1 protein-coding gene is annotated in these 26,434 nt (G+C 71.7%); it reads right to left on the bottom strand.

Annotated elements, in window-relative coordinates; all coding sequences use genetic code 11:
• Entirely contained in the window at nt 1-26,391 is a 26,391-nt protein-coding gene (locus tag ABD269_RS23145) for a type I polyketide synthase (protein ID WP_344120608.1), read from the bottom strand.
• Between the last annotated feature and the right edge of the window lie 43 nt (nt 26,392-26,434).

The following is a 26,434-nucleotide window of genomic DNA, read 5'->3' on the forward strand; positions in this document are numbered from 1 at the left end:
TCAGGACAGGCCGAGCTCGTTGTCGAGGAGGTCGAAGACCTCTTCGTCGGAGGCGGACTCGAAGTCGAAGTCCCCCTCGTCCGGGGAGCCGTCGAGGCCGGCTCCCACGGCGCCGTCCCGCAGGGCGCCCCACTTCGTCCTGAGCACCTCCAGGCGGCCCGCGATCTGCTCGTGGACCTCCTCCGTCACTTCGAGCCCGCCGAAGGCCTTCTCCAGCCTGTCGAGCTCGCCCAGGAGCGCCTGCGGGCCGGAGGCCGGCTCGGGGGCGATCAGGGTGTGGAGATACTCGACGAGCTCCACGGGCGTCGGGTAGTCGAAGAGCAGGGTCGCCGGCAGCCGGACCCCGGTGAGGGCACTCAGCCGGTTGCGGAGTTCGACCGCGGTCAGGGAGTCGAAGCCGAGGTCCTGGAAGGCCCGCTCCGGGGCGATCTCCGCGGCACCGTCGTGGCCCAGTACGACCGCGACCTGACCGCGTACGGCCTCCAGCACGACCTCGTGTCCCTCCGCCACGGACAGCCCGGCCAGCCGCTGCGCGAAGCCGGCCGCGGCCTCGGCGCCCGCACCGGCCGCCGCGGTTCGCCGCCCCGGCGTCCGGATCAGACCGCGCAGGAGCGGCAGGGGCTCGCCCTGTGCCCGCAGGGCCGCGAGGTCCAGGTGGACGGGGAGCAGCACCGGCTCGGCAGTGCCGAGAGCAGTGTCGAAGAGCGCCACGCCCTCCTCGGCCGACAGCTCGGGCATCCCGGAGCGGGCGATCCGCTGGAGATCGGCCTCGGTGAGCGTGCCGGTCATGCCGCCGTCCTGGGACCAGGGGCCCCATGCCAGCGACACCGCAGGGAGTCCCTGCGTCCGGCGGTGGTGGGCCAAGGCGTCCAGGAAAGCATTGCCGGCCGCGTAGTTGGCCTGCCCCGCGCTGCCGAACGTACCCGCCACGGAAGAGAAGACGATGAACGCGTCGAGGTCCATGTCCCTGGTCGCTTCGTGGAGATTCCACGCCGCGTCCACCTTCGGACGCAACACCGCCGACAACCGCTCCGGGGTCAAGGAACCGATGACACCGTCGTCAAGAACACCGGCAGTGTGCACGACAGCGCTGACGCGACGCCGGGACACCAGATCCGCCACGGCCGCACTGTCGGTCACGTCGCAGGCTTCCACGACGGCATCCGCGCCATGCTCCGCGAGCTCGGCCACGAGCTCCTCGGCGCCCTCGGCCGCAAGGCCGCTACGGCTGACCAGCAGCAGACTCCGCACACCGTGCTCGACCACCAAGTGCCGGGCGAGAACGCGGCCCAGACCACCCGTACCACCCGTGATCAAGACCGTGCCGCTCGGGTCGCGGGCGACATCCGCGGCGCCCTGCGTCTGCACCCGGGCGAGACGGACAGCGAGCACCTGACCGTCACGGACCAGGAGCTGAGGCTCATCCGTGGCAAGCGCCCTCGGCAACACCGTCACATCGGCATCACCTTCCAGATCCACCAGAACGAAACGCCCCGGATTCTCCGACTGCGCGGAACGCACCAGACCCTGAACAGCGGCACCGGCGAGATCCGTGCCGTCCACCGCGCCACGCGTCACGAACACCAGGCGCGAGTCCGCGAACCGCTCGTCGGCCAGCCACGACTGCACCAGCTCCAACGCCCGGGCGGTAGCGGCATGGACCGAATCCACCGTTCCGGCGGGCCCGGCGGTGAGCGGCAGGAGTACGGCGTCGGGGACGCCGGCCTCGGCCAGGGCGTCCAGGTCCGCATGGGCCTGGAGCGCGAGGCCGTTCAGGATGCCCTCGGCGTCCTCACCGAGTACGGCGAGCGACTCGACGGGTTCGGCCGTGAGCTGGACGCCGGTCCAGTCGACCTTGAAGAGGGAGTCCCGGTCGCCGGTACGCAACTGGTCGGCAGAGATCGGACGCACGACCAGCGAGTCCACCGAAGCGACCGGCGACCCGGCGGAGTCGACGATCGCGACCGATATTCCACCGTCGACGGTACGGATACGAACGCGGACGTGCGAGGCGCCGGACGCGTGCAGCGAGACGCCCGTCCAGGAGAACGGAACACCCCCCTCACCGTCTCCCCCACCGAACATCGACGCGTGCAACGCGGCGTCGAAGAGTGCCGGGTGCAGGCCGTAAGCAGCGCCGTCGACGCCCTCGGGGAGCCGGACTTCGGCGTAGATCTCGTCACCGGACTTCCAGGCCGCCCGCAGGCCCTGGAATGCCGGGCCGTACAGGAACCCGGAATCCGCGAACTGCTCGTAGCAGCCCGTCACATCGAGAGCTTCGGCGTCCCGCGGGGGCCATATGGACGTATCGAAGTCCGCTGCCTGGGCGCCTGTGGTGACGGATCCGTCGGCGTGCAGTGTCCACGGCTCCTCACCCTCTCGCGAGTGCACCGCGACCGACCGGCGACCGGAATCGTCCGGCTCACCGACCCACACCTGCACCTGAACACCGGCACCCGAATCCGGCAACACCAGCGGCGCGGCAAGCGTCAGCTCTTCGAGGACATCGCAGCCGACCTCATCAGCCGCCCGCAACACCAGCTCCACCAGCGCCGTACCCGGCACCAGCACCGACCCCAGCACCACATGATCCACCAACCATGCATGCGACGACGTCGAAAGACGACCGGTGAACAACAACCCACCGGAACCCGCCAGCTCCACCGCAGCACCCAACAACGGATGCTCCGCCGAACCCAGACCCGCAAACCGCACATCACCCGCACGCACAGCCCCGCCCGACGGCCAGAACCGCTCATGCTGGAACGCGTACGTCGGCAGATCCACCTGCCGCGCGCCGGTGCCGGCGAACAACGCCGACCAGTCCACCCGCACACCCTGGACGTACAACTGCGCCAGGGATCCGAGTACCGCTGTCTCCTCGTCCCTGTTCCTGCGCAGGGCGGGGACGAGGACGGCGGTTCCCTCGGGCAGTGACTCCTGCGCCATGGCCGACAGGACACCGTCCGGGCCGAGCTCCAGGAACCGCGTCACGCCTTCCGCGCTCAGAGCCTGGACACCGTCCGCGAAGCGCACCGCCTCACGCACATGACGGACCCAGTAATCAGCCGAGGCCAACTGGCCCGGCTCGGCGAGCCGGCCCGTCAGATTGGACACCACCGGCACCGACGGCTCGCCGAACGACAGCCCCGCCACAACCGCACGGAACTCCTCCAGCATCGGATCCATCAGCGGCGAATGGAACGCATGCGAGACCCGCAACCTGCTGGTCTTCCGACCCTCGCCCTCGAAGCGGGCCCGGATCGCCTCGACGGATGCCTCGACGCCGGAAACCACCACGGACGACGGTCCGTTGACCGCGGCGATCGACACATCGTCGGTCAGGTGCGGCAGCACCTCGTCCTCGGTGGCCCGGATCGCGGCCATCGCACCACCCTCGGGCAGCGCCTGCATCAGCCGGCCACGAGCCGCCACCAGCGCGCAGGCGTCCAGCAACGAGAACACACCGGCCACGTGCGCGGCAGCGATCTCGCCGACCGAGTGCCCGGCCACGTACTCCGGCCGCACGCCCCACGACTCCACCAGCCGGAACAGGGCCACCTCGACCGCGAACAACGCCGCCTGGGCGTAAGCGGTCCGGTTCAGCAGCTCCGCGTCGTCACCCCAGACCACGTCCCGCAACGGGCGGTCCAGGTGCTCGTCCAGCCCCGCGCACACCGCGTCGAAAGCCTCCGCGAACACCGGGAACCGACCGTACAGTTCACGGCCCATCCCCAGCCGCTGCGAACCCTGACCCGAGAAGAGGAATGCCGATTTCCCCTCGGAGACCGAACCCTCGGCCACACCCGGATCGGCCTCACCCACCACAAGCGCCGACAGAGCGCGCATCACCGCATCCCGGTCCGCGCCCCACACCACCGCTCGATGCGCGAAACTCGACCGACCCGACGCCAACGAGTACGCCACGTCCGTGGCCCTCAGCCCGGGCTCGGTGTTGAGGTGCGAAAGCAGCCGTGCCGCCTGGGCCCGCAGCCCGGCCGTGGACTTGCCGGACACCACCAGGGGCAGCAGTCCGTCCGTCGCGTCCGCCGGTTCCACGGCCTCGGCCGGCTCCGGCTGCTCCAGGATCACGTGCGCGTTCGTCCCGCTGATACCGAACGAGGAGACACCCGCACGACGCGGCCCGTCACCCTCAGGCCAGACGGTCCGCTCGGTCACCAGCTCCACGGCACCGGCCGACCAGTCGACGTGTGACGACGGCGCATCAACATGCAAGGTGCGCGGAAGCTCACCATGCCGCATCGCCATGACCATCTTGATCACACCGGCGACACCCGCCGCGGCCTGCGCGTGGCCGATGTTGGACTTCACCGAGCCCAGCAGCAACGGCCGGTCCTCCGGACGGTCCTGGCCGTACGTGGCCAACAGCGCCTGCGCCTCGATCGGGTCACCCAGCGTCGTGCCCGTACCGTGCGCCTCGACCGCATCGACATCCGCCGCCGACAGACCGGCACTCGCCAGCGCCTGCCGGATCACCCGCTGCTGGGAGGGGCCGTTCGGCGCCGTGAGGCCGTTGGACGCGCCGTCCTGGTTCACGGCGGAACCACGCACCGTCGCCAGCACCCGGTGCCCGTTACGGCGGGCGTCCGACAGCCGCTCCAGCACCAGAATGCCCACGCCCTCGCCCCAGCCGACACCGTCGGCCGCATCGGCGAAGGCCTTGCACCGGCCGTCCGCCGACAGCCCCCGCTGCCGCGAGAACTCCACGAACACCGCCGGCGTCGACATCACCGTCACACCACCGGCCAGCGCCAGCGAGCACTCACCCGACCGCAGCGACTGCGCCGCCCAGTGCAGGGCCACCAGCGACGACGAGCACGCCGTGTCCACCGTGACCGCAGGCCCCTCGAAACCGAAGGTGTACGACACCCGGCCGGAGGCCACACTGCCTGCGCTGCCACTGCCCTGATACCCCTCGAACTCGGGCCCGGAGAGGAGCTGGGAGTAGTCGTTGTACATGACACCCGCGAAGACGCCCGTCTGGCTGCCCCGCAGCGACACCGGGTCGATACCGGCCCGTTCCAGCGCCTCCCAGCTCGTCTCCAGCAGCAACCGCTGCTGCGAGTCCGTCGCCAACGCCTCCCGGGGACTCATCCCGAAGAACGCCGGATCGAACTCCGCGGCCTCCGTCAGGAACCCGCCCGTGCGGGTGTAGCTCGTTCCCGTGTGCTCGGGGTCGGGGTTGTAGAGGGACTCCACGTCCCAACCGCGTTCGGCCGGGAAGTCCGAGACCGCGTCCACGCCCTCCGACACCAGCCGCCACAAGTCCTCGGGCGAGGTGACGCCACCCGGATAGCGGCAACTCATTCCGACGATCACCACCGGATCGTCGGCGACCAGCGCCGACACCCCCACCGGCACAACCACCCCCGTCTCCGCCTCCGCGCCGAACATCTCGTCCAGCAGGAAACCGACGAGCGCGTCCGCGGTCGGGTAGTCGAAGACGGCCGTCGCCGGCAACCGGAGTTCGGTCACCGCGCCGAGGCGGTTGCGGAGTTCGACCGCGGTCAGGGAGTCGAAGCCCAGGTCCTGGAAGGCCCGGGTCGGGTCGATCTCCGCGACTCCGGCATGTCCGAGAACCACTGCGATCTGCCCGCGTACGACATCGAGCAGCATCTCGCGCCGGTCCGCCGTGGACAGCCCGGTCAGGCGCTGGGCGATACCGGAGGCCGCGGTGGCGGAGCCGGCTCGGCGGGTGCGCGTACGGATCAGCCCGCGCAGCAGCGGCGAGGGCTCGCCCTCCGCGCGGAGAGCCGCGAGGTCCAGACGCACGGGGAGCACCGCAGGCTCGGCGCCGCGCAATGCGGCGTCGAACAGCATCAGCCCTTGTTCCGCGGTCAGTGGCGGCATCCCGGAGCGGGCGATCCGCTGGAGATCGGCCTCCGTGAGCGTGCCGGTCATGCCACTGTCCTGGGACCAGGGGCCCCATGCCAGCGAGACAGCCGGGAGCCCTTGCATCCGGCGGTGGTGGGCCAGGGCGTCCAGGAAGGCGTTACCGGCCGCGTAGTTCGCCTGACCCGCACTGCCGAACGTACCCGCCACGGAAGAGAAGACCACAAACTCGTCGAGATCCATGTCCCTGGTCGCTTCGTGGAGGTTCCACGCCGCGTCCACCTTCGGCCGCAGCACGGCCGCAAGCCGCTCCGCGGTCAAGGAACCAATGACACCGTCATCGAGAACACCCGCGGTGTGCACAACAGCACTGACCGGGTGCCGGGACACCAGATCCGCCACGTCCTCCTGATCCGCCACATCGCACGCCTCGACGATCACATCCGCCCCGTGCTCCGCCAGTTCGGCCACGAGCTCCTCGGCACCCTCGGCCGCAAGGCCGCTACGGCTGACCAGCAGCAGACTCCGCACACCGTGCTCGACCACCAAGTGCCGGGCCAACATCCGGCCCAGACCACCCGTACCACCGGTGACCAGAACCCTGCCGGACACGCCCCAAGCCACATCGGCCGTGTCCTGTGTCTGCACCCGGGCAAGGCGCGCTGCGAAGGCCTGGCCCTCACGGACCAACAGCTGAGGCTCGTCCACGGCAAGCACCTGCGACGGCACGGCCTCGGCGGCGCCGTCCAGGTCCACCAGGACGAAGCGCCCGGGACTCTCCGCCTGCGCTGAGCGCACCAGACCCCAGACGGCGGCACCCGCGAGATCCGTGCCGTCCACCGCGCCACGCGTCACGAACACCAGACGCGAATCCACGAACCGCTCATCGGCCAACCACGACTGCACCGACTCCAACGCCCAAGCAGCCGCAGCGTGCACCGACTCCACGGTGTCGACGGCACCGGTGGGCGGCGCAACCAGTACGGCCTCGGGAATATCGCCCTCGGCCAGGGACTCCAGCTCCGCGTAGGTTCGGAACAGCCCGGCAAGTTCGACGCTCTCGCCCGTCAGCGGAACAGGAACCCAGTCGAGGCTGAAGAGGGAGTCGCGGTCGCCGGTCTGCAACTGGTCGGCAGAGATCGGACGGACCACCAGCGAGTCCACCGAAGCCACCGGCGCACCGGCCGAGTCCACCATCGCGACCGATATCCCGCCACCGACACTGCGGATGCGGACGCGAACGTGTGAGGCACCGGACGCGTGCAGGGACACCCCGCTCCACGAGAACGGAACGCCCTCCCCGCCCCCGCCCAGCATCGCCGCATGCAGCGCGGCATCGAAAAGCGCGGGATGCAGACCGTAGCCGGCACCGTCGACACCCTCGGGGAGCCGGACCTCCGCGTAGACGTCTTCCCCTGTCTTCCAGGCCGCCCGCAGGCCCTGGAACACCGGACCATATGCGAAGCCCGCATCCACGAACTGCTCGTAGCAGCCCGCCACATCAAGGGACACAGCGCCCTTGGGCGGCCACACCGACGCATCGAACACGGCCGCTTCAGCACCATGGGTCACAGCACCGCTCGCATGCAGCGTCCACGGCCCCTCGTCCTCACGCGAGTGCACCGCAACCGACCGGCGACCGGAATCGTCCGGCTCACCGACCCACACCTGCACCTGCACACCAGCACCCGAATCCGGCAACACCAACGGCGCGGCAAGCGTCAGCTCTTCGAGGACATCACAGCCGACCTCATCAGCCGCCCGCAACACCAACTCCACCAACGCCGTACCCGGCACCAGCACCGACCCCAGCACCACATGATCAGCAAGCCACGCATGCGACGACGTCGAAAGACGGCCCGTGAACAACAACCCACCGGAACCGGCAAGCTCCACCGCAGCACCCAGCAACGGATGCTCCGCCGAACCCAGACCCGCAAACCGCACATCACCAGAACGACCCACAGATCCGACAGGCCAGAACCGCTCACGCTGGAACGCATACGTCGGCAGATCCACCCGGCGAGCACCGCTGCCGGCGAAGACGGCGGCCCAGTCGACCGGCGCACCGTGGACATGCAGCCGTGCCACAGCGGCGAGCAGCGCTGGTTCCTCGGCACGGCCCTTGCGCAGCACAGGCGCCAGTACGGCCTCATCGCCCGCGGACTCCGCAGCCAGCGCGGAGAGAGCGCCATCGGGGCCGAGCTCCAGGAAGGCGGTAACCCCCTGCTCCCGCAGCGTGCGCACACCATCGGCGAACCGTACGGCCTCACGAACGTGACGGACCCAGTACTCCGCTGAGCACAGTTCTTCCGCGCTCGCCGACTCGCCGGTGACGTTCGAGACGATCGGGATGCTCGGCACACCGAACGACAGCCCGGCCACAACCTCCCGGAAGCCGTCGAGCATCGGCTCCATCAACGGCGAGTGGAAGGCATGCGAAACCCGCAGCCTGCTGGTCTTCCTGCCCTCACCCTCGAAGTGCTCCCGGACCGCCTCGACAGCAGCCTCGGCACCGGAAACCACCACCGACGACGGACCGTTGACAGCCGCAATCGACACATCCCCGGTCAGGTGTGGCAGGACCTCCTCCTCCGTCGCCTGGACAGCCACCATCGCGCCGCCGGCGGGCAGCGCCTGCATCAGCCGCCCACGAGCCGCCACCAGAGCACACACATCCGGGAGCGAGAACACACCCGCCACATGCGCGGCAGCGATCTCGCCGACCGAGTGTCCCAGCAGCTGATCCGGGCGGACGCCCCACGACTCCACCAGCCGGAACAGTGCCACCTCCACCGCGAACAGCGCGGCCTGAGCGTAGGCAGTCCGGTTCAGCAGCTCCGCGTCGTCACCCCAGACCACGTCCCGCAAGGGACGGTCCAGGTGCTCGTCCAGCCCCGCGCACACCGCGTCGAAGGCCTCCGCGAACACCGGGAAACGGCCGTACAGTTCACGCCCCATCCCCGGCCGCTGCGAACCCTGACCCGAGAACAAGAACGCCGACCTGCCCGGACGCGCCACACCCTCCGCCACGACGTCCGCGTCACCCCGGCCCTCCGCCAGAGCAGACAGAGAACGCAGCAGATCCTCCCGGTCCGCCGCCAACACCACCGCACGGTGCTGGAACTCCGCACGGCCCGTCGCCAGCGAGTACGCGACGTCCACGAGCCGCGAGTCGGACTCACAGTGGAGATGGGACACCAGACGGGCCGCCTGGGCCCGCAGAGCCGACTCGCTCCTCCCGGACAACAGCGTGGGAACCAGCCCACCCAGGTCGACCACCTGAGGGTCGGCCTCGACAGGCTCCGGCTGCTCCAGGATCACGTGCGCGTTCGTCCCGCTGATACCGAACGAGGAGACACCCGCACGACGCGGCCCGTCACCCTCAGGCCAGACGGTCCGCTCGGTCACCAGCTCCACAGCACCGGCCGACCAGTCGACGTGTGACGACGGCGCATCAACATGCAGGGTGCGCGGGAGTTCACCGCGGTGCATGGCCATGACCATCTTGATCACGCCCGCGACACCCGAGGCCGCCTGTGTATGGCCGATGTTGGACTTGATCGAGCCCAGCAGCAGCGGCCGGTCCTCGGGCCGGTGCCGACCGTACGTGGCGAGCAGGGCCTGTGCCTCGATCGGGTCACCCAGCGTCGTACCGGTGCCGTGGGCTTCCACGACGTCGATGTCCGCCGCGGACAGCCCACCACTGGCCAGCGCCTGCCGGATCACCCGCTGCTGCGACGGACCGTTCGGCGCCGTGAGGCCGTTGGACGCACCGTCCTGGTTCACGGCGGAACCACGCACGACGGCCAGGATCCGATGCCCGTTCCGCCGCGCGTCCGACAGCCGCTCCAGCACCAGCATGCCGGCGCCTTCGGACCAGCCGACACCGTCGGCGCTGTCGGAGAACGCCTTGCAGCGCCCGTCCGGTGAGAGCCCGCCCTGCCGGGAGAACTCCACGAACGTCAGCGGGGTCGCCATCACCGTCACACCACCGACGAGGGCGAGAGAGCTCTCGCCCGACCGCAGTGACTGCGCCGCCAGGTGCAGTGCCACCAGCGACGACGAGCAGGCCGTGTCGACCGTGACCGCAGGACCTTCGAAGCCGAACGTGTACGACACCCGGCCCGAGGCCACACTGCCCGCGCTGCCACTGCCCTGATAGCCCTCGAACTCGCGCCCGGCGAGGAGCTGGGAGTAGTCGTGGTACATCACGCCGGCGAAGACGCCCGTCCGGCTGCCGCGCAGCGTCGTCGGGTCGATGCCCGCCCGCTCGATCGCCTCCCAGGTCGTCTCCAGCAGCAACCGCTGCTGGGCGTCGGTGGTGAGGGCCTCCCGGGGGCTCATCCCGAAGAAGCCGGGGTCGAACTCCCCCGCGTCATGGAGGAATCCGCCGGAGCGGGTGGCGATGGCGCCCTCGCGGTCGGGGTCGTAGGTGTCCGCGATCTCCCAGCCTCGGTCGGTCGGGAAGCCGGAGACGGCGTCCACGCCGTCGGACACCAGCTGCCAGAGGTCCTCGGGCGAGGTGACGCCACCGGGGAAGCGGCAGCTCATGCCGACGATGACGACCGGGTCGTCCGTCAGGGACGGAAGCGCTGCCACCGGGATCTGCTCTGCCGCGTCGGCGTCGAACAGCTCGTCGAGGAGGTGGCCCGCCAGGGCGTCGGCGGTCGGGTAGTCGAACACGACTGTCGCCGACAGTCGCAGGCCGGTGGCCTTGCCCAGTCCGTTGCGGAGTTCGATCGCGGTCAGGGAGTCGAAGCCGAGGTCCTGGAAGGCCCTCGACGGATCGATCGTGTCCGGGCGGGCGTGGTCCAGAACCGCCGCGACCCGGTCGCGCACCAGGTCCAGCAGTGCCGCCCGCCGCTCGTTCCCGGAGAGCCCGGCCAGGCGCCGCACGAGACCGGCCGCCGTGGCCGAACCGCCCACAGCCGTACGCCGGTTACGCGTGCGGATGAGGCTGCGCAGGAGTGCCAGGGGTTCGCCCTGTGCCCGCAGGGCGGTGAGGTCCAGGTGGACGGGGAGCAGCACGGGCTCGTCGGCGCCGAGGGCGGTGTCGAAGAGGACGAGGCCCTCCTCGACGGCCAGTGGCGGCATCCCGGAGCGGGCGATCCGCTGGAGATCGGCGTCGGTGAGTGTGCCGGTCATGCCGCCGTCCTGGGACCAGGGGCCCCATGCCAGCGAGACGGCCGGGAGCCCTTGCGTCCGGCGGTGGTGGGCCAGGGCGTCCAGGAAGGCGTTGCCCGCCGCGTAGTTGGCCTGACCCGCACTACCGAACGTACCCGCCACGGAGGAGAAGACCACGAACGCATCCAACTCCAGGCCCTTCGTGGCCTCGTGCAGATTCCACGCCGCGTCCACCTTCGGCCGCAACACGGCCGCAAGCCGCTCCGGGGTCAGGAAACCGATGACACCGTCGTCGAGAACACCCGCGGTGTGCACAACAGCACTGACCGGGTGCCGGGACACAAGATCCGCCACGTCCTCCTGGTCCGCCACATCGTACGCCTCGACGATCACGTCCGCCCCGTGCTCCGCGAGCTCGGCCACGAGCTCCTCGGCGCCCTCGGCGGCCGGACCGCTACGGCTGACCAGCAGCAGACTCCGCACACCGCGCTCGACCACCAAGTGCCGGGCGAGAAGACGACCCAGACCACCCGTACCACCAGTGACCAGAACCCTGCCGGACACGCCCCAAGCCACATCGGCCGTGTTCCGGGACTGCGCGCGCACCAGGCGAGCGGCGAGGACCTGGCCCTCGCGCACCAGCAGTTGGGGTTCGTCGGAGGCGAGCGCCTGCGACAGGACCGCCGCGTCGGCGTCGCCCTCCAGGTCCACCAGGACGAAACGCCCCGGACTCTCGGATTGCGCAGAGCGGACCAGGCCCCAGACGGCAGCACCCGCGAGATCCGTACCGTCCACCGCGCCACGCGTCACGAACACCAGACGCGAGTCCACGAACCGCTCATCGTTCATCCACGACTGCACCGACTCCAACGCCCATGCAGTGACGGCATGTACGGACTCGACGGTGCCGACTGCCTCGATGGCCGGCTCGATCAACACGGCCCCCGGGACGTCGGCCCCGGTTATGGACTCCAGATCCGCGTAGGTCCGGAACGGTCCGGCGAGTTCAACGCTCTCGCCTGTCGGCGAGACGGGGATCCAGTCGAGTGTGAAGAGGGAGTCGCGGTCGCCGGTCTGCACGTCCCCGGCAGAGATCGGACGGACCACCAGCGACTCCACCGAAGCCACCGGCGCACCGGCCGCATCTGCCACCGCGATCGACATTCCGCTGTCGAGAGCGCGGATGCGCACCCGCACCTGTGAGGCACCGGACGCGTGCAGGGACACCCCGCTCCACGAGAACGGAACACCCTCTCCACTCCCGCCCAGCATCGCCGCATGCAGCGCGGCATCGAAAAGCGCGGGATGCAGACCGTAGCCGGCACCGTCGACACCCCCGGGAAGGCCGACCTCGGCATAGACATCCTCGCCGAGCCTCCAGGCCGCCTGCAGACCCTGGAACACCGGACCATAGGCGAGGCCCGCATCCACGAACTGCTCATAGCAGCCCGCCACATCAAGGGATTCAGCGCCCTTGGGCGGCCACACCGACGTATCGAACACGGCCGCTTCAGCACCATGGGTCACAGCACCGCTCGCATGCAGGACCCACAGCCCCTCGCCCTCACGCGAGTGCACCGCAACCGACCGGCGGCCGGAATCGTCCGGCTCACCGACCCACACCTGCACCTGCACACCAGCACCCGAATCCGGCAACACCAACGGCGCGGCAAGCGTCAGTTCTTCGAGGACATCGCAGCCGACCTCATCGGCCGCCCGCAACACCAGCTCCACCAATGCCGTACCCGGCACCAGCACAGCTCCCCGCACCACGTGATCTGCAAGCCACGCATGCGACGGCGTCGAAAGCCGGCCCGTGAACAACAACCCACCGGAGCCGGCAAGCTCCACCGCAGCACCCAGCAACGGATGCCCCGCCGAACCCAGACCCGCAAACCGCACATCACCGGAACGCGCCACCCCGCCCGACGGCCAGAACCGCTCACGCTGGAACGCGTACGTCGGCAGATCCACCCGACGGGGCTCGGCCCCGGCGAACAACGCCGACCAGTCCACCCGCACACCCTGGACGTGCAACTGCGCCAGAGCTGCGAGTACCGTCCTCTCCTCCGGGCGGTCCTTGCGCAGCGCGGGGACGAGCACCGTCTCGTCCGGCAGCGACTCCCCGGCCATGGCCGACAGCGTGCCGTCCGGACCCAGCTCCAGGAACCGCGTCACACCCTCCGCCTGCAGAGCCCGTATCCCGTCGGCGAACCGCACCGCCTCACGGACATGGGCCACCCAGTAGTCGGCCGAGCACAGCTGCCCGGGCTCGGCAAGCCGGCCGGTCAGATTGGACACGACCGGCACCGACGGCACAGCGAACGACAGCCCCGCAACAACCTCCCGGAATTCGGCGAGCATCGGCTCCATCAACGGCGAGTGGAAGGCATGCGAGACGCGCAGCCTGCTGGTCTTCCTGCCTTCGCCCTCGAAGTGCTCCCGGATCGCCTCGACGGACGCCTCGGCACCGGAAACCACCACCGACGACGGGCCGTTGACCGCCGCGATCGACACATCTTCGGTCAGGTGCGGCAGAACCTCCTCCTCCGTCGCCTGGACAGCCACCATCGCACCACCGGCGGGCAGCGCCTGCATCAGCCGCCCACGAGCCGCCACCAGAGCACACGCATCCGCCAGCGAGAACACACCCGCCACATGCGCGGCAGCGACCTCACCAATGGAATGCCCCGCGACGAAGTCCGGGCGTACACCCTGCGACTCCGCGAGCCGGAACAGTGCCACCTGGACCGCGAACAACGCCGCCTGGGCATACACGGTCCGGTTCAGCAGCTCCGCGTCATCGCCCCATACGACCTCCCTCAACGGGCGGTCCAGGTGCTCGTCCAGCCCCGCACACACCGCGTCGAAAGCCTCCGCGAACACCGGGAACCGGCCGTACAGTTCACGCCCCATCCCCAGCCGCTGCGAACCCTGGCCCGAGAACAAGAACGCCGACCTGCCCGAACGTGCCACGCCCTCCGCCACGACGTCCGCGTCATCCCGGCCCTCCGCCAGAGCAGACAGAGAACGCAGCAGACCATCCCGATCCGCCGCCAACACCACCGCACGGTGCTGGAACTCCGCACGGCCCGTCGCCAGCGAGTACGCGACGTCCGCGAGCCGCGAGTCGGGCTCACGGTGGAGATGGGACAGCAGCCGGGCCGCCTGGGCCCGCAGAGCCGACTCGCTCCGCCCGGACACCAGCGTGGGAACCAGCCCACCCAGGTCGACCACCTGAGGGTCGGCCTCGACGGGCTCCAACTCCGGCTGCTCGAGGATCACGTGCGCGTTCGTACCGCTGATACCGAACGAGGAGACACCCGCACGGCGGCGCTCGGACGTCGGCCATTCGACCGGCTCGGTGAGCAGCTCGACGGCTCCGGCGCTCCAGTCGACGTGGGTCGACCGGGTGTCGATGTGCAGCGTCTTCGGCAGGACGCCGTGCCGCATCGCCATGACCATCTTGATCACACCGGCGACACCCGCCGCGGCCTGCGCGTGGCCGATGTTGGACTTCACCGAGCCCAGCAGCAACGGCCGGTCCTCCGGGCGGTCCTGGCCGTACGTGGCCAGCAGCGCCTGTGCCTCGATCGGGTCACCCAGCGTCGTGCCCGTACCATGCGCCTCGACCGCGTCGACGTCCGCCGTGGACAGCCCGCCACTGGCCAGCGCCTGCCGGATCACCCGCTGCTGGGAGGGGCCGTTCGGCGCCGTGAGGCCGTTGGACGCACCGTCCTGGTTCACGGCGGAACCACGCACGACGGCCAGGATCCGGTGTCCGTTCCGCCGCGCGTCGGAAAGGCGTTCCAGCACCAGCATGCCCACGCCCTCGCCCCAGCCGACACCGTCGGCCGCGTCGGCGAAGGCCTTGCACCGGCCGTCCGCCGACAGCCCCCGCTGCCGGGAGAACTCCACGAACGGCGTCGGTGTCGACATCACCGTCACACCACCGGCCAGCGCCAGCGAGCACTCACCCGACCTCAGCGACTGCGCCGCCCAGTGCAGGGCCACCAGCGACGACGAGCACGCCGTGTCCACCGTGACCGCAGGACCTTCGAAGCCGAATGTGTACGACACCCGGCCGGACGCGATGCTGGCCGCGCTGCCGTTGCCCCGGTAGCCCTCGAACTGGTCGCCGACCAGGAGGTCGCTGTAGTCGGCGTAGATCACGCCGGCGAAGACGCCCGTCCGGCTGCCGCGCAGCGTCGTCGGGTCGATGCCCGCCCGCTCGATCGCCTCCCAGGTCGTCTCCAGCAGCAACCGCTGCTGCGAGTCCGTCGCCAGCGCCTCCCGAGGACTCATCCCGAAGAACGCCGGATCGAAGTCCCCCGCCTCGTGCAGGAATCCGCCGGAGCGGGCGTACGAGGTGCCGAGCGCTTCGGGGTCGGGGTTGTAGAGGGACTCCACGTCCCAACCGCGTTCGGCAGGGAAGTCCGAGACCGCGTCCACGCCCTCCGACACCAGCCGCCACAGATCCTCGGGCGATTCGACGCCACCGGGATAGCGGCAGCTCATTCCGACGATCACCACCGGATCGTCGGCGACCAGCGCCGGCACCCCCGTCGGCACAGCCAGTCCCGTCTCCGCCTCCGCGCCGAACATCTCGTCCAGCAGGAACCCCACGATCGCGTCCGCGGTCGGGTAGTCGAAGACGGCGGTGGCCGAAAGTCGCAGGCCTGTCGCCTTGTTGAGCCGGTTGCGCAGTTCGACCGCTGTCAGGGAGTCGAAGCCGAGGTCCTGGAAGGCCCGGGTCGAGTCGACCGTCTCCGGGCTCGCGTGGCCCAGGACGCCCGCGATCTGGGCGCGCACCAGGTCCAGCAGCACCTCGCGCCGTTCCACCGCGCCGAGCCCGGACAGGCGTCCCACCAGGCCGGCCACCGCGGCCGAGCCGGCGACCGCCGAGCGCCGGGCGCGCGTGCGCACCAGTCCGCGCATCAGCGGCGGTACGTCTCCCCGTTCCCGCAGTACGGCCAAGTCGAGGCGCACGGGGAGGACGAGTGCCTCGTCGGTGCTCAGCGCGGCGTCGAAGAGTGCGACGCCCTCCGCGGGGGCGAGTTCGGGCATGCCCGAGCGGGCGATCCGCTGGAGGTCGACGTCCGACAGCGTGCCGGTCATGCCACCGCTCTGGGCCCAGGGGCCCCACGCGAGCGACGTGGCCGCGAGGCCCTGTGCGTGGCGGTGGTGGGCCAGGGCGTCCAGGAAGACGTTGCCCGCCGCGTAGTTGCCCTGTCCCGGAGTGCCCATCACGCCGGAAATGGACGAGAACAGTACGAACGAGGCCAGGTCGAGCCCCTCGGTCGCCTCGTGCAGATACCAGGCCGCGTCCACCTTCGGGCGCAGTACGCCCGACAGCCGCTCAGCGGTCAGCGACGTGACGATGCCGTCGTCGAGCACACCGGCCGTGTGGATCACAGCCGTCAGCGGGTGCCCGGACGGCACCCCCGCCACCAGTCCTGCGACCGCGTCCCGGTCGGCCACGTCACACGCCACGACGGTGATGTCGGCGCCGTGCTCCGCCAGTTCGGCCCGCAGTTCGGCCGCACCCGGCGCGTCCAGCCCGCTGCGGCTCGCCAGCAGCAGGTGCTTCACGTCGCGGTCCGCCACCAGGTGACGGGCCAGCTCACGGCCCAGGCCGCCCGTGCCGCCTGTGATCAGCACCGTGCCGTCCGGATCCCAGGCACGCGGCATGGTCAGGACGATCTTGCCGATGTGCCGGGCCCGGCTCATGTACCGGAACGCCTCGTCCGCCCGCCGCACGTCCCATGTCGCGACCGGCAGCGTCCGCAGTGCTCCCGTGGCGAACAGTTCCAGCAGCTCGCACAGCATCTCCTGGTTCCGCTCCAGGCTCGCTTCCGCGAGGTCGAAGGCGCGGTAGCGCACCCCGGCGGCCAGCTCCGGATCGCGGATGTCGGTCTTGCCCATCTCCAGGAACCGGCCGCCGGGAACCGTCAACCGCATGGAGGCGTCGACGAATTCACCGGCCAGGGCGTTGAGCACCACGTCCACGCCGCGGCCGCCCGTGACCTCCAGGAACCGCTGCTCGAATTCGGTGGTACGCGACGACGCGATGTGATCGTCCGCGACCCCCAGCCCGCGCAGGGTGTCCCACTTGCCCTCACTGGCCGTGGCGAACACCTCGGCACCGAGGTGCCGGGCAATCTGGATCGCCGCCATACCGACACCACCGGCACCGGCATGCACGAGGATCTTCTCACCGGGCTTCAGATCCGCGAGGTCCTTCAACGCGTAGAGGGCGGTGAGGAAGACCACCGGCACCGAAGCGGCCTTCGCGAACGACCAGTCCTCCGGAATCCTGACCAGGAGCCGCTCGTCGCACACGGCCACCGGGCCGAAGCCGCCGAGCACCTTGCCCATCACGCGGTCGCCGGGGCGCAGTCCGCTCACCCCGGGCCCGGTCTCCGTCACCACACCGGCGCCCTCGGCGCCGAGCAGGCCGGCCTCGCCCGGGTACATGCCCAGGGTGTTCAGCACATCACGGAAGTTCACACCCGCCGCCCGGACGTCGATCCGGACCTGCCCCGGCCCGAGCGGTTCCAGCACCTCCGGGCACGGCGCGAGCAGCAGACCGTCGAGGCTGCCCTTGGCTCCGGTGTCCAGCCGCCACGGCACCGCGGCGGGCGGCAGCAGCCCCGCACCACTGGCCAGGGAGGCCAGCCGCCCCACGCGGACGGTGCCCTCGCGCACCACGAATCCGTCGTCCCCGGTGGCCGTCAGACCCGGCAGGACCGGGAGCAGGGTCTCGATGTCCCCGTCCTCGGTGTCCACCAGGACGAACCGGCCCGGGTTCTCCGACTGCGCCGACCGCACCAGGCCCCACACCGCCGCGCCGGCCAGATCCCGTACGGTCTCGCCCCCGCCTGCCGAAACGGCACCACAGGTGACGAACACCAGGCGCGAGTCCGTGAACCGCTCGTCGGCCAGCCACGACTGCACCGACTCCAGCACCCGCGCGGTCACGGCGTGTACGGACTCGACCGTGCCGCCGGAGTCGGCACCCACCGGCACCAGCACCGTGTCCGGCACCTGGCCGGAACGGAACAGGGCCGCCAGGTCCGGGTAGTTGTCGGACGACGGGCCGGCGAGGGAGCCGATCGTCGCCACGGATTCCACGGCCTCGGCCGGAGGCATGCGCACGGGAGTCCACTGGAGGCGGAAGAGTGCATCGCTTCCGGCCGGGCCCGTGCCGGTGCTCAACTGGTCGGCGGCGACCGCCCGCAGATCCAGGGTCCCGATGGAGGCGACCGGCTCGCCCTCGGCGTCGGCGACGTCGAGGGACAGCGTGTTGCCGCCGTGCCGGACGACTCGGACCCGTACGGCCGAGGCACCGGAGGCGTGGAGCGAGACGCCCTCCCAGGAGAAGGGGATGACGCCCCGGTCGACGCCGTTGAAGGCGCAGACGTGCAGGGCCGCGTCGAGCAGGGCCGGGTGCAGGCCGTACGCGGACGCGTCGCCTGCGGCGGCTTCGGGCAGGGCGACCTCGGCGAACACCTCGTCGCCTCGGCGCCACGCGGTCCGCAGGCCCTGGAAGTGCGGTCCGTAGTCGAGTCCGCTCTGTGCCAGGTCCGGGTAGAGGCCGGTCAGGTCGACGGCCTCGGCGCCGGCGGGCGGCCAGGACTCGGCGTGGAAGTCGTGGCCGGGAGCGGCCGGCCGCTCCCCCGTCGCGAGCACGCCCGTGGCGTGCTGGACCCAGGGCCGGTCGCCGTCGCCCTCCGGGCGGGAGTGGACGCTCAGGGCGCGGCTGCCGGACTCGTCGGCGGAGCCGACGTGCATTTGCAGCTGTACTCCGCCGTGTTCGGGCAGCACGAGCGGGGCGCCCAGGGTCAGTTCGTCGATCCGGTCGCAGCCCATTCCGTCGGCCGCGCGGACGGCGAGTTCGACGAATGCCGTTCCCGGCAGCAGGACCGCGCCCATCACCACGTGGTCGGCCAGCCACGGGTGGGACTGGAGGGACAGTCGTGTGGTGAACAGCAGGCCGTCGCTGTCGGACAGTTCCACGGCGGCGCTCAGCAGCGGGTGCCCGGCCGCTTCGAGGCCGGCGGCGCTGATGTCGCCGATGCCGGTGAGGCCGGGGGTGGGCCAGAACCGCTGGTGCTGGAAGGCGTACGTCGGCAGGTCGGCGGCGCGCGCGTCCGTGCCGGCGAAGAGCGCGGCCCAGTCGATTTCGGCACCCTGGACGTGCAGCCGTGCCAGGGCCGCGAGGAGCGTCGTCTCCTCCGGGCGGTCCTTGCGCAGCGCGGGGACGAGCACGGTCTCGTCCGGCAGCGACTCCCCGGCCATGGCCGACAGCGTGCCGTCCGGCCCCAGCTCCAGGAACCGCGTCACACCCTCCGCCTGCAGAGCCCGTATCCCGTCGGCGAACCGCACGGCCTCACGGACATGAGTCACCCAGTACGCCGGGGTGCACAGCTGGTCCTGCGCGGCCGGGCCGCCGGTCACGTTCGAGACGACGGTGAGTTCCGGCACGCCGTAGGAGAGGTTCTCGGCGACCGCCCGGAATTCGGCGAGCATCGGCTCCATCAACGGCGAGTGGAAGGCATGCGAGACGCGCAGCCTGCTCGTCTTCCTGCCCTCGCCCCCGAAGTGCTCCCGGATCGCCTCGACGGCGGCCTCGGCACCGGAAACCACCACCGACGACGGGCCGTTGACCGCCGCGATCGACACGTCCTCTGTCAGATGCGGCAGGACCTCCTCCTCGGTGGCCCGGATCGCGGCCATCGCACCGCCGGCGGGCAGGGCCTGCATCAGCCGACCGCGAGCCGCCACCAGGGCACACGCGTCCGCCAGCGAGAACACGCCTGCCACATGCGCGGCAGTGATCTCACCGACCGAGTGCCCGGCCACGAAGTCCGGCCGCACGCCCCGCGACTCCACCAGCCGGAACAGTGCCACCTCGACCGCGAACAACGCCGCCTGAGCGTAAACGGTCCGGTTCAGCAGCTCCGCGTCGTCGCCCCACACGACCTCCCGCAACGGACGGTCCAGGTGCTCGTCCAGCCCCGCGCACACCGCGTCGAAGGCCTCCGCGAACACCGGGAACCGACCGTACAGTTCACGCCCCATCCCCAGCCGCTGCGAACCCTGGCCAGAGAAGAGCACGGCGTCCTTGCCCGTGTCCGCGGCGCCGGTGGTCAGGGCGGTGTCGGCCGTGTCCTCGGCCAGCGCGGTCAGGGCGCGTACCGCGGCGTCGCGGCTCTCGGCGTGGACGACCGCGCGGTGTGTGAAGGTCATGCGCGTCGCGAGCGTGTACGCGACGTCCACGAGCCGTGAGTCGGAGTCACTGTCGAGGTGGGACAGCAGCCGGGCCGCCTGGGCCCGCAGGGCCGACTCGCTCCGCCCGGACACCAGCAGCGGCACCGGGGTCCCGGGGGTGGAGGCCGGCGCCTCGGGCTCTGTCTCCTCCGCCTGCTCCGCTTCTTCAAGGATCACGTGCGCGTTGGTACCGCTGATCCCGAACGCGGAGACGGCGGCCCGCCTGGGCCGGTCCGTCCCGGTCCAGTCCACCGGTTCGGTGAGCAGTTCGACCGCGCCGGTGGTCCAGTCGACGTGCGGGGTGGGCTCGTCGACGTGCAGGGTCCGAGGCAGCACACCGTGCTGCATCGCCAGGACCATCTTCATCACACCGGCCGCACCGGCGGCGGCCTGGGTGTGCCCGAGGTTGGACTTCACCGTGCCCAGCCGCAGCGGGCGGTCCCCGGGGCGGTCCTGGCCATAGGTGGCGAGCAGGGCCTGGGCCTCGATCGGGTCGCCCAGGGTCGTGCCCGTACCGTGCGCCTCGACGGCGTCGACGTCGGACGCCGCCACACCGGCGTTGGCGAGGGCCTGGCGGATGACACGCTGCTGGGACGGGCCGTTGGGCGCGCTCAGGCCGTTCGAGGCGCCGTCCTGGTTGACGGCCGAGCCGCGCACGACCGCGAGCACCTGGTGGCCGTTGCGCCGGGCGTCCGACAGCCGCTCCACGAGCAGCAGTCCGACGCCTTCGCTCCATCCGGTGCCGTCGGCGGCCGCCGCGAACGGCTTGCAGCGACCGTCGGGGGCCAGCCCGCGCTGCCGGGAGAACTCCACGAACGGCGTGGGCGTCGCCATCACCGTCACACCGCCGGCCAGCGCCAGCGAGCACTCGCCCGACCGCAGCGACTGCACCGCCATGTGCAGTGCCACCAGCGACGACGAGCACGCCGTGTCCACCGTGACCGCGGGACCTTCGAAGCCGAACGTGTACGACACCCGGCCGGAGACCACGCTCATCGAGTTGCCGATGAGCGCGTGGCCGGCGACCTCGTCCTGCGCCGCGTCCAGCACCACGCGGTAGTCCTGTGTGTTGGTGCCGGCGAAGACACCGGTGCTGCTGCCCCGCAGGGACTCCGGGGCGATGCCGGCCCGTTCGAGGACCTCCCAGCCGGTCTCCAGCAGCAGCCGCTGCTGCGGGTCCATGGCCAGAGCCTCGCGCGGCGAGATGCCGAAGAAGTCCGCGTCGAAGCCCGCCACGTCGTCGAGGAAGCCGCCCCCGCGGGCGTAGGTGGTGCCCTGGTGGTCGGGGTCGGGGTGGTAGAGCCGGCCGAGGTCCCAGCCGCGGTCGTCGGGGAGGCCGGAGATGACGTCCCCGCCCTCGGCCAGCAGCCGCCAGAGGGCCTCCGGCGAGTTCACTCCGCCGGGGAAGCGGCAGGCCATGCCCACGATCGCGACCGGCTCGTCGAGGACGGCGGCCGTCCGTTCCACTACGGCTCCGGGCCCGGTCGTGCCCAGGGCCTCGGATCGCAGGTACTCGGCGACCGCGGTGGGGGTGGGGTGGTCGAACAGCAGGGTCGCGGGCAGCCGCAGACCCGTCGCGGTGGACAGGCGGTTGCGCAGCTCGACGGCCATCAACGAGTCGAAGCCCAGTACGCGGAAGGCCCGTTGGACGTCGACGGTGTCCGGTGAGGTGTGTCCGAGGGCCTTGGCGACCTCGTCGCGGACCATGCTCAGCAGGGCCTGCTCCTGCTCGGCGGCGGGCAGCGTGGCGATGCGGTCGCGCAGCAGGGAGCGGTCCTCGCGCGGGCCGTCGGCGGCGGCGAGGGCGCGGCGCGCCTCGGGCAGGTCGGCGAGGAGGGGGCTGGGTCGGACGGCGGTGAGGGCGGGGGCGTACGCCGTCCAGTCCACGTCGGCCACCGTCAGGTTCGCCGCGCCCTGGGCCAGGGCCTGGCGGAGGGCGGCGAGTGCGGGGGGCGCGGCCATGAGGACCAGCCCGTCGCGGCTCGCCCGGTCGGCCAGGTCGCGGTCCGTCGCCATGCCGAGGTCCGCCCAGGGGCCCCAGGCCACCGAGGTGGCGGGCAGCCCTTGCCCGCGCCGGTGTTCGGCGAGTGCGTCGAGGAAGGCGTTGGCCGCGGCGTAGTTGGCCTGGCCGGCCTGGCCCACGGAGCCCGAGACCGAGGAGAACATCACGAACATCTCCAGGTCGAGGTCCCGGGTGAGCTCGTGCAGGTGCAGGGCCGTGGTCGTCTTGGGGCGCAGTACGGTCTCGAAGCGTTCGGGGGTGAGCGCTTCCAGCATGCCCGCGTCCAGGACGCCGGCGGCGTGCACGACGCCGGTCAGGGGCAGGTCCGCCGGGATGTCCGCGAGGACGGCCGCCAGGGCGTCGCGGTCGGCGGTGTCGCAGGCGGCCACGGTGACCCGGACGCCCCGTGCGGTGAGTTCGGCCGCGAGCTCCTGGGCACCGGGGGCCTGCGGGCCGCGGCGGCTGGTGAGCACCAGGTGCTCCGCCCCGGCGTCGGCGAGCCAGTGCGCGACCTGTCCGCCGAGCCCGCCGGTGCCTCCGGTGACCAGGACCGTGCCGTGCGTGGTCCAGTCGGCGCCGGTGTCGCCGCCGGGCGCGATCCGTGCCAGGCGGCGGGCGAAGGTCCCGGCGGGCCGGATCGCGACCTGGTCCTCGCGCGCGGCGAGCACGCCCAGGAGCCCGGAGACGGCCCGTGCGTCCAGGGCCTCGGGGAGGTCGACGAGCCCGCCCCAGAGCTGGGGGTACTCCAGCGCGATCACGCGTCCGAGGCCCCACGCGTGCGCCTGCACGGGGTTGGTGAGCACGTCGCGGTGGTCGACGGCCACGGCGCCGCGGGTCACGCACCACAGCGGGGCCCGGATGCCGGAGGTCTCCAGTGCGCGCAGCAGGGCGGTGGTGGCGGCCAGGCCGCGCGGCACGGAGGTCAGGCGGGGGTGCGGCCGTTCGTCGAGGGCCAGCAGGGAGAGCACGCCGTCGACGGGGCCGTCGGGCCAGGTGATGGGCGCGCTCTGCTCGTCCGTTTCGGGCAGCACGAGCAGTTCGGTGCGCAGGCCCTGCTCGCGCAGGGTGTCGAGGAGCCGGGTGGTCCACGGGTCGGCGGCGGCGTGCTCGGGCAGCGCGACGAGCCAGTTCCCGGTGGGGGCGAAGCCGGTGGGGGCGGTGAGGGGGGTCCAGTGCGCCCGGTAGCTCCAGCTGTCCGCCACCGCCTGCGTCCTGCGCTGCCTGCGCCATGACGAGAGCGTGGGCAGGAGGCTGCCGAGCGAGTCGGCCTCGGTGCCGTCGATGGCCAGGACGGCCGACAGCCCTTCCAGGTCCTCGCGTTCGACGGCTTCCCAGAATCCGGCTTCGCCGGCCTCGGCGGCGGCCGGTCCTCCGTCGGCCGACCCGGACCCGTCCAGCCAGTACCACTGGCGCTGGAAGGCGTAGGTCGGCAGCTCGACGCGGGCGGCGCCGAACGTGCCGAGCCAGGCGGGCCAGTCGACGCGGGCGCCGTGCACGGAGGCGGTGGCGATGCCCTCGGCGAGGGCGTGCGCCTCGGGGCGGCCGGTGCGCAGGAGGCTGACGAGAACGGGCTGTTCGAGGGTGGTCAGGGAGTCCTGGACCATGGGGGTGAGCACGCCGCCGGGGCCGATCTCCACGAACGTGGTGACGCCCTCGGCTTCGAGGGTGCGCACGGCGGCGCAGAAGCGGACGCTCTCGCGGACCTGCCGGACCCAGTACTCGGGCGAGCACAGTTCCCCTGCGGTGGCGAGCTCGCCGGTCACCGTGGACACCACGGGGATGCGGGGGGCGTGGAACTCCAGGTCCTCGGCGACGCGCCGGAAGTCCTCCAGCATGCCGTCCATGCGCGGGGAGTGGAAGGCGTGGCTCACCCGCAGCCGCTTGGTGCGGCGCCCTTGTGCCTCCCAGTGGGCGGCGATCTGGGAGACGGCCGCCTCGTCGCCCGAGACGACCGTGGAGTCGGGGCCGTTGACGGCGGCGAGGGAGGCGTGCTCCTCGTGGCCGGCGAGGGAGGCGCGGATCTCCTCCTCGGTGGCCTGGACGGCCACCATGGCGCCGCCTTCGGGCAGCGCCTGCATGAGGGTGCCGCGGGCCGCGACCAGCCGTGCGGCGTCCTGGAGGGAGAGGACGCCGGACACGTGGGCGGCGGTGAGTTCGCCGATGGAGTGGCCGGCGACGAACTGCGGTGTCATGCCCCAGGATTCGACGAGCCGGAACAGCGCGGTCTCCAGGGCGAAGAGCGCGGCCTGGGTGCAGGCGGTCCGGTCGAGCAGGGCGGCCTCGGCCGTGCCCTCCTCGGCGAAGACGACGTCGCGGACGGGCTGTTGCAGGTGCGGGTCGAGCTCGGCGCACACCGCGTCGAAGGCCTTGGCGAACTCGGGGTGGGTGCGGTGCAGTTCGCGTCCCATGCCGAGGCGCTGGGAGCCCTGTCCGGTGAAGAGGAAGGCCAGGGGGGCCTCGGCGGCGGTGCCGGTCACCAGGCCGGCAGCGGTGCGGCCTTCGGCCAGGGCGTCCAGGCCGCCGAGGAACTCCTCGCGGTCCTCGGCGACGACGGCGGCGCGGTGTTCCATGAGGGGCCTGGTGGCCACGAGGGAGTGGGCGACATCGGCCGGTTCGAGGCCGGCGCGGGCGCGGACGTGCCGGGCGAGCCGGGCGGCCTGGGCCCGCAGGGCCTCGTCGGTGCGCGCGGTCAGGATCCAGGGCAGCGCGCCGGGCATGGCGGCCGGGGCGGGCGCCTGCCCGGCCTCGCCGTGGGGTGCCTGTTCCAGGATGACGTGGGCGTTGGTGCCGCTGATGCCGAAGGAGGAGACGGCCGCGCGGCGCACCCGGTCGGCCTCGGGCCAGGGCTCGGGCCGCGCGAGGAGCCTGGCGTTGCCCTCGCTCCAGTCGACGTGGGCGGTGGGCTCGTCCAGGTGCAGGGTCCCGGGCAGCTCTCCGTGCCGCATCGCCAGGACCATCTTGATGACGCCGGCGATGCCGGCCGCCGACTGGGTGTGCCCGATGTTGGACTTCATGGAGCCGATCAGCACGGGCCGGTCCGCGGGCCGCTGCCGGCCGTACGTGGCGAGGAGGGCCTGGGCCTCGATGGGGTCGCCGAGTGCGGTGCCGGTGCCGTGGGCCTCGACGGCGTCGACGTCGGCGGGGACGAGGCCGGCGCCGGCCAGGGCCTGGCGGATGACGCGCTGCTGGGACGGGCCGTTGGGGGCGGCCAGGCCGTTGGAGGCGCCGTCCTGGTTGACGGCCGAGCCCTTGAGCACGGCGAGCACCTCGTGGCCGTTGCGCACGGCGTCGGAGAGCCGCTCGACCAGCACCAGTCCGACGCCCTCGCTCCATCCGGTGCCGTCGGCGGCCGCCGCGAACGGCTTGCAGCGGCCGTCGGGCGCCAGCCCGCGCTGCCGGGAGAACTCCACGAACATGTGCGGGGTGGACATCACGGTCGCGCCGCCCACGAGGGCGAGGTTGCACTCGCCCCGCCGAAGTGACTGCGCCGCCAGGTGCAGGGCGACCAACGACGAGGAGCAGGCCGTGTCCACGGTCAGGGCGGGGCCTTCGAAGCCGAGGACGTAGGAGATCCGGCCGGAGGCGATGCTGATGAGGTTGCCGGTCAGCAGGTGCCCGCCGACCTCGTCCACCCGTCGGGCGCTCTCCGTGTCGTAGCCGCCGTGGCCGGTGCCGACGAACACGCCGGTGCGGCTGCCCGCGAGGGATTCCGGGTCGATGCCGGCCCGTTCGACGGCCTCCCACGCGGTCTCCAGCAGCAGCCGCTGCTGCGGGTCCATGCCGAGGGCCTCACGCGGGGAGATCCCGAAGAAGCCGGAGTCGAACTCGCCCGCGTCGTGGAGGAATCCGCCCTCGCGGGCGTAGGAGGTGCCCTGGTGTGCCGGGTCGGGGTCGTAGAGCGCGTCGAGGTCCCAGCCGCGGTTTCCGGGGAAGGCGGAGACCGCGTCGACGCCGTCCCGCAGCAGTTCCCAGAGCTCTTCCGGCGAGCGGACGCCGCCGGGGAAGCGGCAGGCCATGGAGACGATCGCGATGGGCTCGCGCTGCTTCTGCTCCGTCTCACCCAGCTGTTGGCGGGTCTCGTGGAGGTCCGCGATCGCTCGTTTGAGGTACTCGCGCAGCTTCGCCTCGTTCGACATCAGGACGCCAACTCCTCGTGGAATGCCAGTTCTGGGGCACAGA

The sequence above is a fragment of the Streptomyces blastmyceticus genome (assembly GCF_039521185.1).
In the GTDB taxonomy this organism is placed as follows: Bacteria; Actinomycetota; Actinomycetes; order Streptomycetales; family Streptomycetaceae; genus Streptomyces; species Streptomyces blastmyceticus.

Bases quoted from the DNA above. Each gene is read 5' to 3' on its own strand.
- ABD269_RS23145 (WP_344120608.1), bottom strand. From the start codon at position 26,391: ATGTCGAACGAGGCGAAGCTGCGCGAGTACCTCAAACGAGCGATCGCG.